The organism is Psychrobacter jeotgali (assembly GCF_904846315.1).
Lineage (GTDB): Bacteria > Pseudomonadota > Gammaproteobacteria > Pseudomonadales > Moraxellaceae > Psychrobacter > Psychrobacter jeotgali.
Genome location: NZ_CAJHAF010000001.1, coordinates 1,797,811 through 1,813,563 on the forward strand (window position 1 = coordinate 1,797,811; position 15,753 = coordinate 1,813,563).

Annotated in this window: 13 protein-coding genes; 1 reads left to right on the forward strand and 12 read right to left on the reverse strand. The window is 43.4% G+C overall.

Annotation, left to right across the window (positions count from 1 at the left end):
• Positions 1-339 precede the first annotated feature (339 nt).
• The 12 genes from ftsZ to JMX18_RS07335 all read right to left on the reverse strand — a co-directional run bounded on the left by ftsZ (position 340) and on the right by JMX18_RS07335 (position 14,963).
• Positions 340-1,521 (reverse strand): cell division protein FtsZ, encoded by a 1,182-nt coding sequence (gene ftsZ, locus JMX18_RS07280; protein WP_201586414.1) that lies wholly within the window; start codon positions 1,519-1,521, stop codon positions 340-342.
• Positions 1,522-1,771: 250 nt separating this feature from the next.
• Positions 1,772-3,064: a cell division protein FtsA gene (gene ftsA / locus JMX18_RS07285; RefSeq protein ID WP_201586416.1), complete on the reverse strand. Its 1,293-nt coding sequence runs from the start codon at positions 3,062-3,064 to the stop codon at positions 1,772-1,774.
• 173 nt (positions 3,065-3,237) lie between these two features.
• The gene (locus JMX18_RS07290; protein WP_201586418.1) at positions 3,238-4,038 is read right to left on the reverse strand and encodes a cell division protein FtsQ/DivIB; all 801 of its coding nucleotides are present in this window, start codon (positions 4,036-4,038) and stop codon (positions 3,238-3,240) included.
• A 346-nt stretch (positions 4,039-4,384) separates the two neighbouring features.
• On the reverse strand, positions 4,385-5,521 hold the full coding sequence (locus JMX18_RS07295; RefSeq protein WP_320158322.1) for a D-alanine--D-alanine ligase: 1,137 nt from the start codon (positions 5,519-5,521) through the stop codon (positions 4,385-4,387).
• Between the two features lie 11 nt (positions 5,522-5,532).
• On the reverse strand, positions 5,533-6,990 hold the full coding sequence (murC, locus tag JMX18_RS07300) for a UDP-N-acetylmuramate--L-alanine ligase (protein WP_201586420.1): 1,458 nt from the start codon (positions 6,988-6,990) through the stop codon (positions 5,533-5,535).
• Between the two features lie 120 nt (positions 6,991-7,110).
• Positions 7,111-8,175, reverse strand: coding sequence for an undecaprenyldiphospho-muramoylpentapeptide beta-N-acetylglucosaminyltransferase (murG, locus tag JMX18_RS07305; RefSeq protein ID WP_201588271.1), 1,065 nt, complete (start codon positions 8,173-8,175; stop codon positions 7,111-7,113).
• 229 nt (positions 8,176-8,404) lie between these two features.
• Entirely contained in the window at positions 8,405-8,845 is a 441-nt protein-coding gene (locus JMX18_RS07310) for a DUF2147 domain-containing protein (protein ID WP_201586422.1), read from the reverse strand.
• A 107-nt stretch (positions 8,846-8,952) separates the two neighbouring features.
• Positions 8,953-9,921: a glutathione synthase gene (gene gshB / locus JMX18_RS07315; RefSeq protein WP_201586424.1), complete on the reverse strand. Its 969-nt coding sequence runs from the start codon at positions 9,919-9,921 to the stop codon at positions 8,953-8,955.
• Between the two features lie 93 nt (positions 9,922-10,014).
• Positions 10,015-10,713, reverse strand: coding sequence for an orotate phosphoribosyltransferase (gene pyrE / locus JMX18_RS07320; protein WP_201586425.1), 699 nt, complete (start codon positions 10,711-10,713; stop codon positions 10,015-10,017).
• Positions 10,714-10,816: 103 nt separating this feature from the next.
• A complete protein-coding gene (locus JMX18_RS07325; protein ID WP_201586426.1) occupies positions 10,817-11,848 on the reverse strand; it encodes a hypothetical protein in 1,032 nt (343 codons plus the stop codon).
• A 68-nt stretch (positions 11,849-11,916) separates the two neighbouring features.
• Positions 11,917-12,768: an NAD-dependent epimerase/dehydratase family protein gene (locus tag JMX18_RS07330; RefSeq protein ID WP_201586427.1), complete on the reverse strand. Its 852-nt coding sequence runs from the start codon at positions 12,766-12,768 to the stop codon at positions 11,917-11,919.
• A gap of 80 nt (positions 12,769-12,848) precedes the next feature.
• Positions 12,849-14,963 (reverse strand): Lnb N-terminal periplasmic domain-containing protein, encoded by a 2,115-nt coding sequence (locus tag JMX18_RS07335; protein ID WP_227674592.1) that lies wholly within the window; start codon positions 14,961-14,963, stop codon positions 12,849-12,851.
• Positions 14,964-15,077: 114 nt separating this feature from the next.
• On the opposite strand from JMX18_RS07335, the gene ampD reads away from it, so the two are divergent.
• On the forward strand, positions 15,078-15,692 hold the full coding sequence (gene ampD, locus JMX18_RS07340) for a 1,6-anhydro-N-acetylmuramyl-L-alanine amidase AmpD (RefSeq protein ID WP_201586429.1): 615 nt from the start codon (positions 15,078-15,080) through the stop codon (positions 15,690-15,692).
• Positions 15,693-15,753 lie beyond the last annotated feature (61 nt).

Genomic DNA, 15,753 nt, shown 5'->3' on the forward strand with positions numbered 1-15,753 from the left:
AAAATAGTTAAAATACCAATACTGTATATTGATAAAAATCATTATATGCTCAATTATAATAAGTTTTATTTACAAACTTAGATTAAAAAAAACGAGCTAAATGTTCAATTATCAATAATTAAATTCCTTTGAAGCCATATACAGTCTTTGTTTAACAACTTTAGATTAAGGAGATAAGCAATAAAAAAGCCAGCGCAAATACGCCGGCTTCTTAAAAGAATGGTTAGCTTTATTAAAATAAGTTTGACACTTTTTTAACTACTAATAAAAAATTTAGATACTTAAAAGTAAACCTATAAAATTTAGTAATGCAAATGTTGATTTATTTCTAAAAAGCATTTACTTATTTTGTTGGCGTTTTAAGTAATCTTGAATACTATTAGTTTTAGTCTGCGGCTGCTCTTTCACCGGTTCTGGACGAGTGACATTATCTTGGGATCTCTGCGTCTGTTTGTTAAGCGCACTGGTATGCAAGTTAGGGTCTACCGCTTGCGTACTAGTAACCGAAGGCACAGGCTGCTCTTCCACTGGCTCGCCGGCATGCTCGTCTAAAGTTAGACCGGTAGCAATAACCGTCACATGCAGATCGTCTCCCATCTTCTCATCGATAACAGAACCATAAAATATATTGGCGTCGTCAATGTCAGTAATCTCATCGACTATACCACTGATTTTACTCAACTCATCTAATGATAGCGATTCAGATGAGATCACGTTCACTAGTAAGCCTTTAGCGTTTTCTAAACGTAAATCATCGAGCAGTGGTGAGCGGATGGCCTTTTCTGTTGCTTGACGGGCACGGTCATCACCGCTTGCACGGCCAATACCCATCATTGCATGACCTTTAGCAGTCATAGCAGTACGAATATCGTTGAAGTCAATATTAATCATACCTTCGCTTGCAATGGTCTCAGCGATACCTTGAACCGCATGCAGCAAAACATCATCAGCTTTTTTGAAAGCGTCTTGCATGGAGATATTACCATAGACACTCATAAGCTTATCATTAGGAATAGTAATGATTGAATCAACAAAATTGGTCAATTGTTCAATCCCCGCTTTAGCAGACTTGATACGTTTACCCCCTTCAAACTTGAAAGGAGTAGTAACTACCGCTACGGTGAGCACTTCCATCTCTTTGGCAATACGAGCTACTACTGGAGCTGCGCCTGTACCAGTACCGCCACCCATACCAGCAGTAATAAAGACCATGTCTGAATCTTTGAGTAACTCGCGGATAGCCTCTTCTTCACTTTCCGCCGCTTCACGACCAACCTCAGGATTAGCACCCGCTCCTAAGCCACGGTTTGTTTTGGCACCTAGTTGGAGCTTGTGTGGCGCTGTTAGACGATCAAGAGCTTGCTTATCAGTGTTAGCACAGACAAAGGTCACGCCTCTAATACCTTGTTGAACCATATGCTCAACAGCGTTACCACCGCCGCCGCCAACGCCAAATACGGTAAAATGGGCTTGGCCGTTGTTATTAGCTTGAGTGTCATCGGGCATGGTGTATTTTGACATAAAAAAGGTTCTCCAGTTGCAGATAACATAATGATAGATAGGTGATGATGCACTGATCTAACGTGCTATCGCTTTACTATAATAAATTTAATTCAATAATTCTTAATAAGTTATATAAATATTTATTACTTATTATGCGCTTTATTCAATTTACATTGTTTATCTTTGCTACTATTAAAAGTTAGTGTCAGCTTCTAACTTATGCTTAGTATGCCGTAGAAAAATCTAATACTAAGATTTAATAAAGATCTTAAAGAATCTTTTTTAGTAATTGAGTAAAACGTTGACCAACCCCTTTAACACTACCTTTGACGCGACTTTGTTTTATCGCTTCAGGCTCGCTTTGCTCACTGTGACGAAACTGCTCACTTTGGCTATATAACAAAGTGCCGAAGGCAGTCTGGTAAACACGATCTTGAACTTGTAGACTTAATTGTTTAAAGGATTCATCATTATCAAAGTGATTATAAGCACTGATAGCAGGATGAGTGTTAGTCAGTACCACCGGCATTCTAAGTAGTTTTTTAGCAAAGGGTACCATCCCTTTAATAGCACTACCACCCCCTGCCAGTACCATACCGCGGTCAATATAGCTTAGCAGTTCAGCTTCATGCAAATGTTTTACTACTTCAGTAAACAGTTGCTCATAGCGTGCTTCAATAATTTGTGCCAGATTATACAAGCTAACATTAACCTCGTCACCTGTTCCTTGAGGTCTGAACAGATGAAATGCACTGGGATCAACGCTGTTAAGATCAACGGTGCCATGTGATTTTTTCAGCTTTTCAGCCTCTATCATAGAGATACCCATATCCGCTGAGATATCCATAGTCACTTCATGACTACCACGGGCTATACAATGGGTAAAAATAAGCTTGTTTTCTTTATAGACACAAATACTAGTAGTACTAGCACCTATATCTATCAGACAGACACCTTGTTGACGCTCTTCTGGCATTAAACTATATTCTGCACTAGCTACAGCATCAAAAACGATATGATCAATGCCTACATCGCAGCTCTGTAACAATTTTTGAATATTCTGGCGGCTAGCGACCGGCATCATCATCATGTGGTAAAGTACTGTAATATTATTTGCTACCATTTCGATGGCATCATCGATCATGGTAGGTTGTTCATCGATATAAATACCTTGCTGACAGCAATGCATCAAGTAGTAATCAGAGGCAAGATCCTTTGATTTCGCATTGGATAAAGCTTGTACCATATCTTTAGCACGTACCACATCATCTTCTACTGCGACGTGACCTGCGCTATTTTTACTCAGCAATTCCGGAGTAGCTAGAGTGAGCCAGACACTATGGACACGACAATTTGCGGTATCCTCTGCTTCTTGAATGGCTTGTTTAATTGCACTTTGCAGGCGCTCACGATGTTTGATCTGACCTTGATAAAAGTCACTATTTTTAACTTGCCCGACACCTATAATACGAATGTCTTTTGCAGACACAACACTACCAATCACAGCATAGACTGCGGTAGCACTTAGATGAACAACAACCAGATTTTCAGAATTTTTCATGGTACCAAACAAATTATCGCTAAATAGGAGACCATATGACGTCTCCATTAAATCATTAAAAAACCATATTTTTAAGAGGTAATACTTAAACTAGATTATCATGCCCATCGCAACCCTAAACTACTAATACAAGAGATTAATTAACCATAATACTGATGCGGACGGTTATTAAACTACTGACTACTAATTGCCGCTTCTGCTGTACTATTAACATTCCAAGCAATAGTAAAGCCATTCTTGTAGCGCAGATCTATAGACTGCATCTCATCACGGCGCTCGCTCAACTGATTGCCCAGTAGCTGACTTAGGCTCAAAAGCTTTTGAGCCGTATTTTCATTATCAACAATAACTCGTAAGCCATTGTCAAACCGTACTAACCAAGTCATGCGTGGTGTCAAAATAATGTCTTCGACCCGCAGATCTAAGGGAGCATACCAGTCATTAATTTGTTGCATTTGCTGCATAATGACTGGCGCTTGAGTTATTTCACCTTGCAAGGTGGCAAAATCATCTTGGCCCAGCTCATTACTATCCGCAGGGACAAAAACATCTCCTGAAGCATCGACGAGGCGCTCAGTACCAAAGTTTGCCACCGCCTGTTTTGGCAGTGCCGTAATCACAATACCACGCTGCCAGTCGCGGGTCACACCCACTTGATCGACCCAAGCTAAGCTAATGGCAATGTCACGTAAGGCTTGCATATCAGTAGTAAAGAAGCTGCTTATCGCCTGCTGCTCCATAGTACTTTGCAAAGTTTGATATTGAGCCGCACTGAGTCCTGACGGATCTACTATGATAGCGGCTGGCGGTGCATCACGTAAAGCCTTACCACCCATGGCTAGGATAAGTAGAAGTAGCCCCATAACTAGAGCCATAAAAAAATATCTGGCCATATTGGGAAGTGGCAATCTCGATTCTGAACGACGGGTCTTATCACTCATCAAGTCAGCGACTTCATTGACAGTTTGAGCCATAATCTCCTTCGCCCCTATATCTTAATTTTACTTATGCTATTGAACCGCTATTATACTTCCAATACTTTTACTATAAAAAGCGGCTGGAATAGCAGTTATTAAAAATATTATTAGATTTGATAGTCTAATACGCTCAAATTGTCCCTAATATGAGATGATTTTCGCCAAAATAGATTTATCACCACAATATTAACGTATTTTGCCATTAAACAATAGCCTAACCCCAGCTGAAGTTGCTGAATTTACACAAGTTTACATGATGCTGTGCTAGAGCAGGGCTAGTGATACATTGGTAGTTACTTTTAAGCTATAGTTAAGTCTATTTTTGGTTGTGTAGTCCCTGTTCCTACAGAGTCTGCGCTAGTATATGCAGACACAAAGTTTCAAAGTCCATACCTCGTGCTTTGGCAGCCATCGGCACTAAACTATGACTAGTCATACCAGGTACAGTATTGATTTCTAGCAGCCAAAAATTACCACTATTATCCTGCATGGCATCAATACGGCCCCAACCTTTAGCATCAACCGCACGAAAAGCGGCTAGACTTAGCGCTTGCAAATGCTTTTCATCATTAGCGCTCAAACCACAAGGTATATAATAGCTGGTGTCATCACGATTATATTTGGCATCAAAATCATAGAAGTTAGCGATATCGGCAGGCTCTAAACGGATGACGGGATAAGCTTCATCGTCGATAATCACAATGGTAAATTCGCGTCCTGTAATCCAGCGCTCTGCCATAACTGCATCGCCGCACTGGCTGGCTGTCTCGTAAGCGGCAGGAAGCTCATCTAAGTTATTAACCTTTGTCATACCAATACTAGAACCTTCATGTACCGGCTTTATAATCAAAGGCAGTCCTAGCATGTTGACCACTTGTTGCCAGTCGGTATCGGCTGTTAGTAGGGCAAATGGCGCCGTCGATAACCCACATCCCTGCCATAATTGCTTAGTACGAACCTTGTCCATTCCTAAGGCTGAGGCTAAAATACCAGAGCCGGTCTGCGGAATATCAAGCCACTGTAATACCCCTTGTAATAACCCATCCTCGCCGCCGCGGCCATGCAAAACATTAAACACCCGATCATAATCACGTAGCTCAGTGATATCCTGGTACTTGGGATCAAAATGAACGGCATCCACTCCTCTGTTTTGTAGCGCTTGGAGTACTGCGGCGCCACTATCTAGCGAAACACTGCGCTCATTACTACTGCCTCCATAGACTACAGCGACTTTGCCGAATGTAGTAGGATCAAGCGCTGATGAATCAGATGTGGCTAATTTATTTTCTTCATAGGAGTCATGGGCTACTTTACCCTCACCGTCTTGCTGAGCCTGAGCAGCGGCTGCTAATGCGGGTTCTGGGTTGGTAATATTAGCCGTATCTGAGTCAGTAGCAACCTCGTCATTGGTAGTAGACGGATGGTTTTTGGTGATAAGACTTTGAGTCATATCAGTGTCCTTATTAGTATTATTGGTCATGAATTAGACTCCTAGAGCACTTTTTCGACTTGATTGAGATATAAATTATTAGCGGCCAGTTCAACAGCAATTTGTCCCACATTACCCGCTCCTTGAGTAATCAGCATATCATTAGCTTTTAATAGTCGCTGCATAACTGGAGCAAGATTCTCTTTGTCTACTATGGTCGGCTCAACCGCTCCGCGCAGACGAATACTGCGAGCCAAAGCTTTGGTGTCAGCGCCAGTAATCGGACTCTCACCTGCTGAATAAACTTCCAATAATAATAACTCATCGACAGTAGACAATACTTCTACAAAATCATCAAAACAGTCGCGAGTGCGGCTATAACGGTGCGGCTGAAATAACATCACTAAACGTCGATCTGGGAAGCTTTGACGTGCCGCTTTAATGGTAGCATCAACCTCTTTTGGATGATGACCGTAATCATCAATCAGTAAGACATCGCCTTCATCAGTAGGGACTAAGGCGTGCTGCTCAAAGCGGCGACCTACCCCTTCAAACTTATCCAGCGCACGCTTAATAGCTTCATCACTAACCCCTTCATCGGTTGCCATAGTAATGGCCGCAAGAGCATTATAAACATTATGAATACCAGGAATGTTTAAGGTCAAATGCAAGGGATCACGGTCACGGCGCAAGACGGTAAAGTGGGTTTTGGTGCCTTCTACCACCACATCAATGGCTTGTACATCATTGAAAGACTCAAGACCAAAGGTCAATACAGGACGCCCAATATCATCAATCATCGCATATAATTCTGGATCATCCCCACAAACCACAGCTAAGCCATAAAAGGGCATATTCTGTAAAAACTGGATATAGGCCGCTTTTAGTTTATCGAAACTATTTTCATAAGTTTCCATATGGTCTTGATCAATATTAGTGACAATAGCCGACATAGGATGCAGCGATAAAAAGGACGCATCGGACTCATCGGCTTCAGCAATTAAGAAACGACTGCTACCCAGCGCTGCATTTTTACCAGAAGCATTGAGCTTGCCGCCAATCACATAAGTTGGATCTAGGTTAGCTTCAGCCATCATAGTAGTTAATAAGCTGGTAGTCGTGGTCTTGCCATGCGCACCAGCAATCGCAATACCATGACGATAACGCATCAATTCGCCTAACATATCAGCGCGGCGAACTACTGGCAGGCGAGCTTTAAGTGCGGCTTCAACTTCAGGATTACTACGATCAATCGCTGATGACACTACAATAACATCCGCATTAGCAATATTTTTTGAATCATGACCAATGTATATCTCAATGCCAATCTGCTCTAAGCGTTTGGTCACTAGACTTTCAGCAATATCAGAGCCACTGACTTGATAGCCTTGATTGTGCATAACTTCAGCAATACCGCACATCCCTGAGCCGCCAATCCCAACAAAATGTAAATGCTGAATACGGCGCATCTCTGGAATTTCAATTAGCCGCTTAGGTAAGGCTTTTTTAGAAGTAGGCATAGCAATTTCTCTTTATAAAACAAGGTATAAAATAAGACTCATAGAGTCCATAAAATGTAAACAAGTCAGATATTAATAAATAAGTTAGAGATCAATCAGGAAGTCCAGCAACAATATCAATTACAGTGTCTGCCAAATAATATCTGCCACCTGCTGACTGGCGCCGCGATTGGCAAGCGCCTGACCTTTTTGAGCCATCTCCAAACAACTTTGTCGATTCAGTACCGATAGCTCTTGGCTCAGGCGCTCAGGCGTTAACTCAGCTTGTGGTAATAAAATAGCCGCATCTTGAGCAGTAAGCGTACGTGCATTGGCCGTCTGATGATCGTCAACCGCATGAGGTAGCGGTACGAATATCGCAGCGATACCGACGTTCTGAATCTCGGTAACGGTCAATGCGCCAGCTCGGCAGACAATCACATCGGCCCAGTTATAAGCCGCTGCCATATCATCAATAAACGGCTGAACATTAAACTGGTGCAGATTTAAATCTTCACTGTCATAAGCCGCTTGGGTCGCGTTTTCATTATTACGGCCACATTGATGGCGCACCTCAAAGGGTTTATCTAATAACGCCAAGGCTTTAGGGACGGTAGTATTTAGTGCCTGCGCCCCTAAGGAACCTCCAACGACCAATAACCGTAACGGCGATTGATCATTAATATCATAGCGGGCTGAGGGTCTTTCTACCCCCGTAATAGTATTACGTACAGGATTACCAACCGTCGTAAGCTTGCTATCACTTTTACTATTGGCAAAAGTATGTTCAAACGCTTGTAATACCTTGGTGGCAATTTTGGCTAAATAGCGATTACTCATGCCAGCAATAGCGTTTTGTTCGTGGATAATGAGAGGCGTACCTGTCAGGCGAGCAGCAATACCCCCAGGAGCGCTAACGTAGCCACCAAAACCGACCACCATATCAATCTGATTGCTACGGATAACTCTCATCGCAGCCATAGTCGCTGATAATAAAGTCTTTGGCAGTTTAAGCAGTCGCCCCACTCCCTTACCCCGCAGGCCTTGCATAGCAATCGGGTGAAAAGTGTAACCAGTAGGCTTTACTAGATCGTTCTCCATTCCACTTGGCGTACCTAGCCAATGCACAATTGCCCCACGCTGAGTCAACTCTTCGGCAACCGCTAATGCTGGGAATACGTGCCCGCCAGTACCTGCTGCCATCATTAGCACGTTGGGTTTTTTGACAGCAGTAACCGCTTGATAATCAGGGCGGTTATCAGAGGAATCAAACACAGGGGATCTCCTAGCGGTTATACAGATTCTAGATTTATACAGAAAAAACGAGGGTCAATAACAAGTGCAAAATCATAGCACAAAACAGCTGCATAAATGATGAAATACCTGTGTAAAGCGACGCCTAAGCTAAAAATAATAATAGCAAATACTTGATAATCTAAAGGCGTTTGAGCACATGGGTTTTGCCGATTAACGAGATGCCTTTATAACCGCGCAATTTAAGGCTATCTCCTTCTAACTGTGCTTTTCCAGAAAAAGTTATACCTGTTTTTGGATCAATGCCTTCGCCATCAATATAGCGATTCGGGTTATTAGGATCTGGTTTTAAATCCCAAATGACCGTCGCTCCTGCTAAAGGTTTATTTTGGAACTTACCTTTACAGCTAGCACATTTTTTATTGTTTGCAGGTTTGTCTAATATATCGACGATCTCAGCTGAGAGTTTGCCACCATTTTCATTGAATTTGAGTACCGCATTAGCTTCACCTTTTTTATTATAATTGACCCATTTAGTATTATTAAGCGGATCAGCTGCACTGGCATTGATCCCTAATACTAGTCCGACGCTCAGTAATAATGGTTTGATAGTTTTACTCATAGTGCCTCCTGTTTTTGCAATTTATACTAATAAATAACCAGAAGCAGAAATCTTTCCACTTGGTTATTTATTTAACGCAACCGTTTGCTACGCCATGCTGATGGCGTTTAAGCGTTTAGCTTTTGCTCAATAGCGATTATCAAATCGGTTGCGATATCAGTACCGCACTGATCATCAATCTCGCGCACACAAGTAGGACTGGTGACATTAATCTCGGTAATACGTCCGCCGATTAGATCTAGTCCCACGAACATAAGGCCTTTTTCTTTGACAATTGGCGCTACTATTTCGGCTACTTTACGCTCAGCATCAGTCAATGGCATAGCAACCCCACTGCCACCAGCCGCTAAGTTACCCCGGGTCTCCCCTTTGACGGGGATACGGGCTAAGGAATAATCTACCACCGCCCCATCGACGATTAAGACCCGTTTATCTCCTTCTTTAATCTCCGGTAAATAACGCTGCGCCATAATAGGCAAAGTTTCAAGCTCGGTCAGTATCTCCAGCGTTACGCCAATATTAGGACTATCGGCGGTCAGACGAAAAATACCCGTACCGCCCATACCATCAAGCGGTTTGACAATAACGTCTTGCTGCTCAGTGATAAACTGACGGATATGCGCCTGTTTACTGGTCACGATGGTCGGGCTCATGTGTTCACTGAACCAAGTGGCGAACAGCTTCTCATTACAATCGCGCAGTGCTTGTGGATCATTAACCACCAACACCCCAGCTGCTTTGGCATGATCAAGCATATAAGTTGAATACAGAAAGCGCATATTAAATGGCGGATCTTTACGCATCAAAATCACGTCATAATCACTGACTGGAGCGGTGGTCTTGTCGCCAAGGGTATAAAAATCATTGGGATCACGCTTGGCAGTCACCGGCTGCGCATCTATCATCAACTGCCCACGATCGAGCCATAGATCATGTATTTGACAATAACCCAAGGTGTGTCCGCGATCTTGCGCCGACCACATCATAGCTAAAGTAGTGTCTTTTTTATAGTTGACCCGTTCTATAGGATCCATAATAACCAGTATGTTTAGAGATTTAGTAGTAGCTTGACTCATGATAAAACTCGCTTATTTATATTATTATTAAAGTATGAAAGTTAAAGTGTGAAAGTTAGCAATACAGATAAAACGCTATAAACCTGCGCTCAGTTATATGCCGTAACGCTCACGGTAATGCTGCATTTTTGCCAATTGGGCTTGGTCTTGCTGTGCGCTATTGTTGTCCGCCAAATAACCAATTAAGTCGTCCATATCGATTAGCGCTTGAACCGGCACTTGCAGAGTGGTCGCCAGCTCTTGAATCGCTGAATGCTCATTTTGACCTTTTTCTTTACGATCCAAAGCAACCAGAATACCGGCAACGCTAGCGCCCGCCTGCTGTAAGATCTCTACAACTTCACGCATAGCAGTACCCGCGGTAATAACGTCATCGAGTATCCAAACTGCTTTACCATTAACCTCGGCGCCGACTAAATTGCCGCCCTCACCGTGAGTTTTGGCTTCCTTACGGTTATAACCCCACTCGGCATTGATACCATGATGTAACCACAAAGCCTGCGCCGTAGCGGCAACAAAAGGAATACCTTTATAAGCGGCACCGAAGATAACCAACCCATCCGCTTTATTATCATTGGCAGCGATTTGTTTGGCTAATGCATCGGCATAACCACGGGCTAATAGCGACAACATCTCGCCGGTAGCTAACAAGCCGGCATTGAAAAAGTAAGGACTGATGCGCCCGGACTTTAGTACAAACTCGCCAAATTTAAGCACTTCATTATCTAGCGCCAATTGAATAAAAGCATGAGAGGAAAATGCTGTATTTTGAGGAGTTTGAGCTTGAGCCATTAGACAGTCCTATTAGTAAAGTAAAGGTAAAAATTTAGACAAAGCTATAAAAATGAGCACATTATAAAGGTTAGAATAGGTTTGCACCTGACCCAATATCACTCTAACCACTAACCCAGCCATTTATATAATACGCTTGCATATTGGCATAACGAGTAAGTAGGCTGCAGCGTGATGAGATATTAAAATAACACTCTCCATCATCGCTCACTTGTATCTTCCAGCCCAAATGTATGGCAGCGGCAATAACATGACCCGTAAACAAACGTATCTGCCGATATTGATAATGGTGAGCGGGGGTGTGTAGCACCTGACTAAGTAAATAGCTGCGCACATGCTGGCAAATTTGCTCAGCGCTATAACTTTGATTGATAGTTTTGCGGGTGGGACACTGTTTCAACACGTGCACCGCCGCGCTACAAGCCATAATATCAGTAGCTAAACTCCCCTTGCCGGTTTCAAACTGCTCCGGCTGCAACATTACTTCCCAGTCGTCAGCATATACACTATTGAGCAGCTCATCCGGATCATGGCGTTTACATAGCGCCCTTAAGCTGCGCTGTGGTTGCTGAGCAGTCTCTTCATCAGAACTATCTTCATCTTTAGAGTTATCTTGATCTTTTGCGCTAAAGCCATAACGGGTTAGCGCCGGATACTGACTGAGCACTTGCTGGATATCAGCTAAATCCAGTAGGTTCATCTCTTCAAAGGGTGATAATAAAGGTTGGGCAGACTGCTGGCCTTGACCCGAAGACCGATAAGGGGAGTAAAAGCTTGGGGGTATAGCAATAAGCTTGGCGGCGCTAAGTAAGGCCAAATGCTCAGCAAAAGGCTCGGATGCCACCAGCTGCCACTGGGACAATAATTGCTCATTTGGCTGATAAAAACGCGAAGACTTGCCGTATAAGCGGCGCAACTGACCGCTTAAACGCCGCGCAGGCTCTGGAATATGGTTAAGCGGTCTGGCAGGGTCAAGCGGAGTTTGGTTGGGGTCAAAATTTGGGTGTACAACTGCAGGTTGACTGCCATCAGATAAACTAGAGGCATGCTCAGCTTGCTCTTCTATAGGCTTACCTCGACTCAGCGTATGGTCAGCGTTAGACCAGTGTTGATCAAAAGTAGAATGCTGAGTCATGAAATCTCCGTAAACTATAAAATAAAATTAAACCGTAACTTAAAACAAGCTGTGTTTGAGTAAAATCGTTAATCTTGCTGGTGTTGCAAGATATCCTGATAACCTACTTGCCAATCAGGATAAGTCAGCCATGCTAACGGAATGTTGCTGTGTAAGCGTTTGCCCGTAACTGCCGTTTTATTCTGATCAACCGTAGGCGGCTCAGCTCCTACTTGCTCACTGAGCCAAATACCAAGCTCAAGGGTAGTAACCGGGCGATAATCAGTAGCGATATAAAGTGGCTTGATAGATTCTGGCGCCTCAATAGTGAGCACTTTCGCAATAATCGCTACCAAATCACGATCCATAATGCGATTGCTCCAGTGCTCAGCGGCGATTGGCTCTTTATCAGTCTCGCGCGCCTTGCGCAGGCGCATCAAGCGCTCGCGTCCATAAATCCCACTAGGACGAATAACAATAGCCTTGTCGCCAAAGCCGCTTTGAAGTGCTTGCTCTGCTTGGCGTATCACCTTTGAAGCATCACGCTTAGGAGTAATAGGAGCGGTATATTCATCAATCCACTCGCCATTATCTTGCCCATAAACCCCGGTTGATGAAATAAAAACGATACGCTCAAGCTCGGTTAATTGCTCTGCAAGTTGCGCCAAATGCTGGCAAATCGCTAAGTAACTATTGTTATAACCACTAGTCGAATACTCATCAGGAGTGACAATAATAGCGATACGAGTAAAAGCTTGCAACTGCTCAGCACTGAGCTTTAGCGCATCAGCTTGTATAAATTTGGCCTTATCATCTAAAGCATAGTGGCTGCGCTCATTACGAGCCAGCCCAGTAACCGCTAAGTTACCTTGGGCAAGCGTATTAGTCACTGGTACGCCGATGTCACCTTGACCAATAATCAGCCAGTTTTGATTAATCATAAAATATCCTTAACTATCTAATTTTTATTTTTATGAGCATAGTTTAGGGTTGCCACTGTCAGCAGAGCAGCAAGTTTAGCCTAAAAATAGCGCATATAAGACAGCTTCACGTCATCATTATCCGCCACCCGATCCTGCCAGTCGTAGCTGGCGTTAATGCGCAGTGCTTGTTTTTTATCGATATCATATTGCAGGCCTAAAGTGCTAATGGGCTGCCAATAACTGCCTTTGACATCGCTCTGGTCGCTACTGCCATGATACCAATACGGCAATTGTAATTCAGCCTGTGCGCGTAAGCGATTGTTAATCTGGTACAAGCAGCCTGCATTGATTCCAGCTCCTACCCGAAAGCCTTTATTAATCCCGCGGCCAGCTTGCAGTGCTCCAGTAGCAAAGGTATAGCAAAGCTGCGGCGGCATCTCGCCTGAGCCCGCTTTTGGCGTACCAAGCGCCCATGACTGACCATACTCAAAGGCAGCGCTACCCACTAGATGCCCTCTACCCTCTTGCTGTGAGCCATCATTAATACGGGTAGCTTCCACAGCTGCGCCCCAGGTTTTGCCTTTTTTGGCAGAATTCACTGGATTAAAAGAGCGACCGCGAACTAGAGTAAAGTTCTGCAACTCCACACTAGAGGGAGAGTTGCTATTACTATCGGTATCATAAAAACGCAAAGTCGCCGCTACCCCTTCTAAATCAAAAAACTGCGGAAACCCTGAAGGGCGATCGAGCGTATCATGATAACCTGCGCGTAGACCCAAATCGATATAAGCGTTATCACCGCGCTGACCGATACCAATATGTCCGCGCTGTAAGGGATGGCGATCAAGCGGATTGTTATCAGAGACGGTAATCGCAGGCGGCTCTAATCTTTTACCATCCTTTGATATACTGGACGCTGGATTAAGGTTCTCCGACTTTATCTGATTGGCCTGCTCTTTACTTAGCGTTTGATAGCCTAATTCGTCCGCTTGTTTAGCCTGATTTAACTGCGCTTGGCGGGCAGTACTATCGGATGGCGTATACACAGTATTTACTAACAACTTCTCATCAGCCAGTAAATTGATCACATCAGAAGGAATGACCACATAAGGCAGTTTACTGACCAAATGCTGCTGCGGTCGCACCACATCGATAAGACGTAGAATCTCAGAAGCACAGTTGTCGGTAGTGAAATAATAAGGGATATATAAATCCTTGGTTTCCCAAACGTGGCGTATTATTTGTTGTACCTCGCTTGGGGTTAAATCCAACTGATAGGTCCAAGTGTCCCGCTCATCTTCTTTTAGATATTTTGCTAGTTTTTCTGAATAAGGATCAATCTCAATGCGATTGTCATAACCGCCGCTTATCGCTTTGATAGCGAAAACAGTAAAAGCGTCGTCAGGATTACCATCGACGGTATCATTAAGCGCATAAGCATGGTGAATTTGACTAGAATCTGCTACGCTCGCTGGCGAGTCGATACGTAATAAAGTATGGGCAAAAGCGGAAATCGGATTGTCTAAATACTCTTGACCAAACATAATGGATAACTGTTCAGGTGCAAGCATAGCCATCCACTCTTCAAACTCTGAGCAGTCTGCCTGCAAATAGGCATTATCGATATCTAAAGTCTCAGCTAGCCACTGTACTCGGGCTGGAAAACGGCATTGGACGGAGTTGCTATTACTACGCTGACTACCAGCAGGCATAACCGATTCGCTTGCGAGCGCTACCAGCATAGCATCCAGCTCAGCGGCTGAATCCTGCCGACCGGCGCTACTTAAAAAGAAGTCAGAATCCTCGATTACACTGATACTTTTACCTTTACTAAAAAGTCCTTTTTTTTCATCAATGAAATATAATAACCGGCGCCATGTTGTATGCTGAGCTAGATTCTTTACTTGAGCTTGTTGTCGCCAGTCTGCCAATAACGATTCAGCGTTTGTAGACTTTGAGATAGCGTCACTGCCATTATCATTTATGGTGTTATTATTTATGGCATTATAGACAGGTTCGCTATTAATCGCCGTCAAAGGCGCTGAAGCATTAGTCGTCACCTGGATGTCTGTATTTACCACCGCTAATGGCGTGGGTAGTGCCTGCGCCTCTATAGAGAGTAATAAGCCAGCAATGATAAAAGGCAAACCACTTTGCTTATTTATTTTATTAACGCTTGATACTACCGATATACTGTTTAACTTTATAGACATGGCTCTATATCTCATATTTGACGGTTTTTATGCGGTTGACTGCTTTTATTCCAGCTACTCTTACTGTTGCCCTTTATTTTAGATAATCAGCACGACCTTTTTAGAGAAATTATTATGTCCATCTCATCATCCACTTCAGCTCTATCCCTTCAGCCTATGTCGATTAGCGAGGGGCGCTTGTCAGCAGCGACTTGGCTAGCTTCGCCCAATTATAATCAACGTCCTGAGGGTATAGCGGTTGATACTATCGTTATTCACAATATCAGCCTACCCCCTGACAAATTCGGGGCTTGCGACACTAATGGCTTACATTACGTCAAGGCATTATTTACTAATCAATTGGACTGGGAGGCGCATCCCTACTTTCAAACCATCAAGGGTGCAAAGGTCTCGGCACATATACTGATTGAGCGTGATGGCTCAATTACCCAGTTTGTCAATTTCGAAGAGCGAGCTTGGCATGCTGGCCGCTCAAGCTACCTTGGACGCGCTGAGTGTAATGATTATAGCATTGGTATCGAGCTTGAAGGTTCTGATTTTGTGGTCTTTGAGGACGTACAATACCAAGCACTGGTAAATGTAATTAAGGCTATTTATGACGCTTATCCTAAAACCCGTCGTCATTTAACTGGGCATAGTGATATTGCACCGGGCCGCAAGACTGACCCCGGGGGTTATTTCGATTGGGTACGCCTGCGAGCGATGATTACTCAAACACACCTTGATTAAAAACTATAAATGACGCTTAGATTATTTGCACAACCAATTCATTTACCCTGACTTCTAAAAT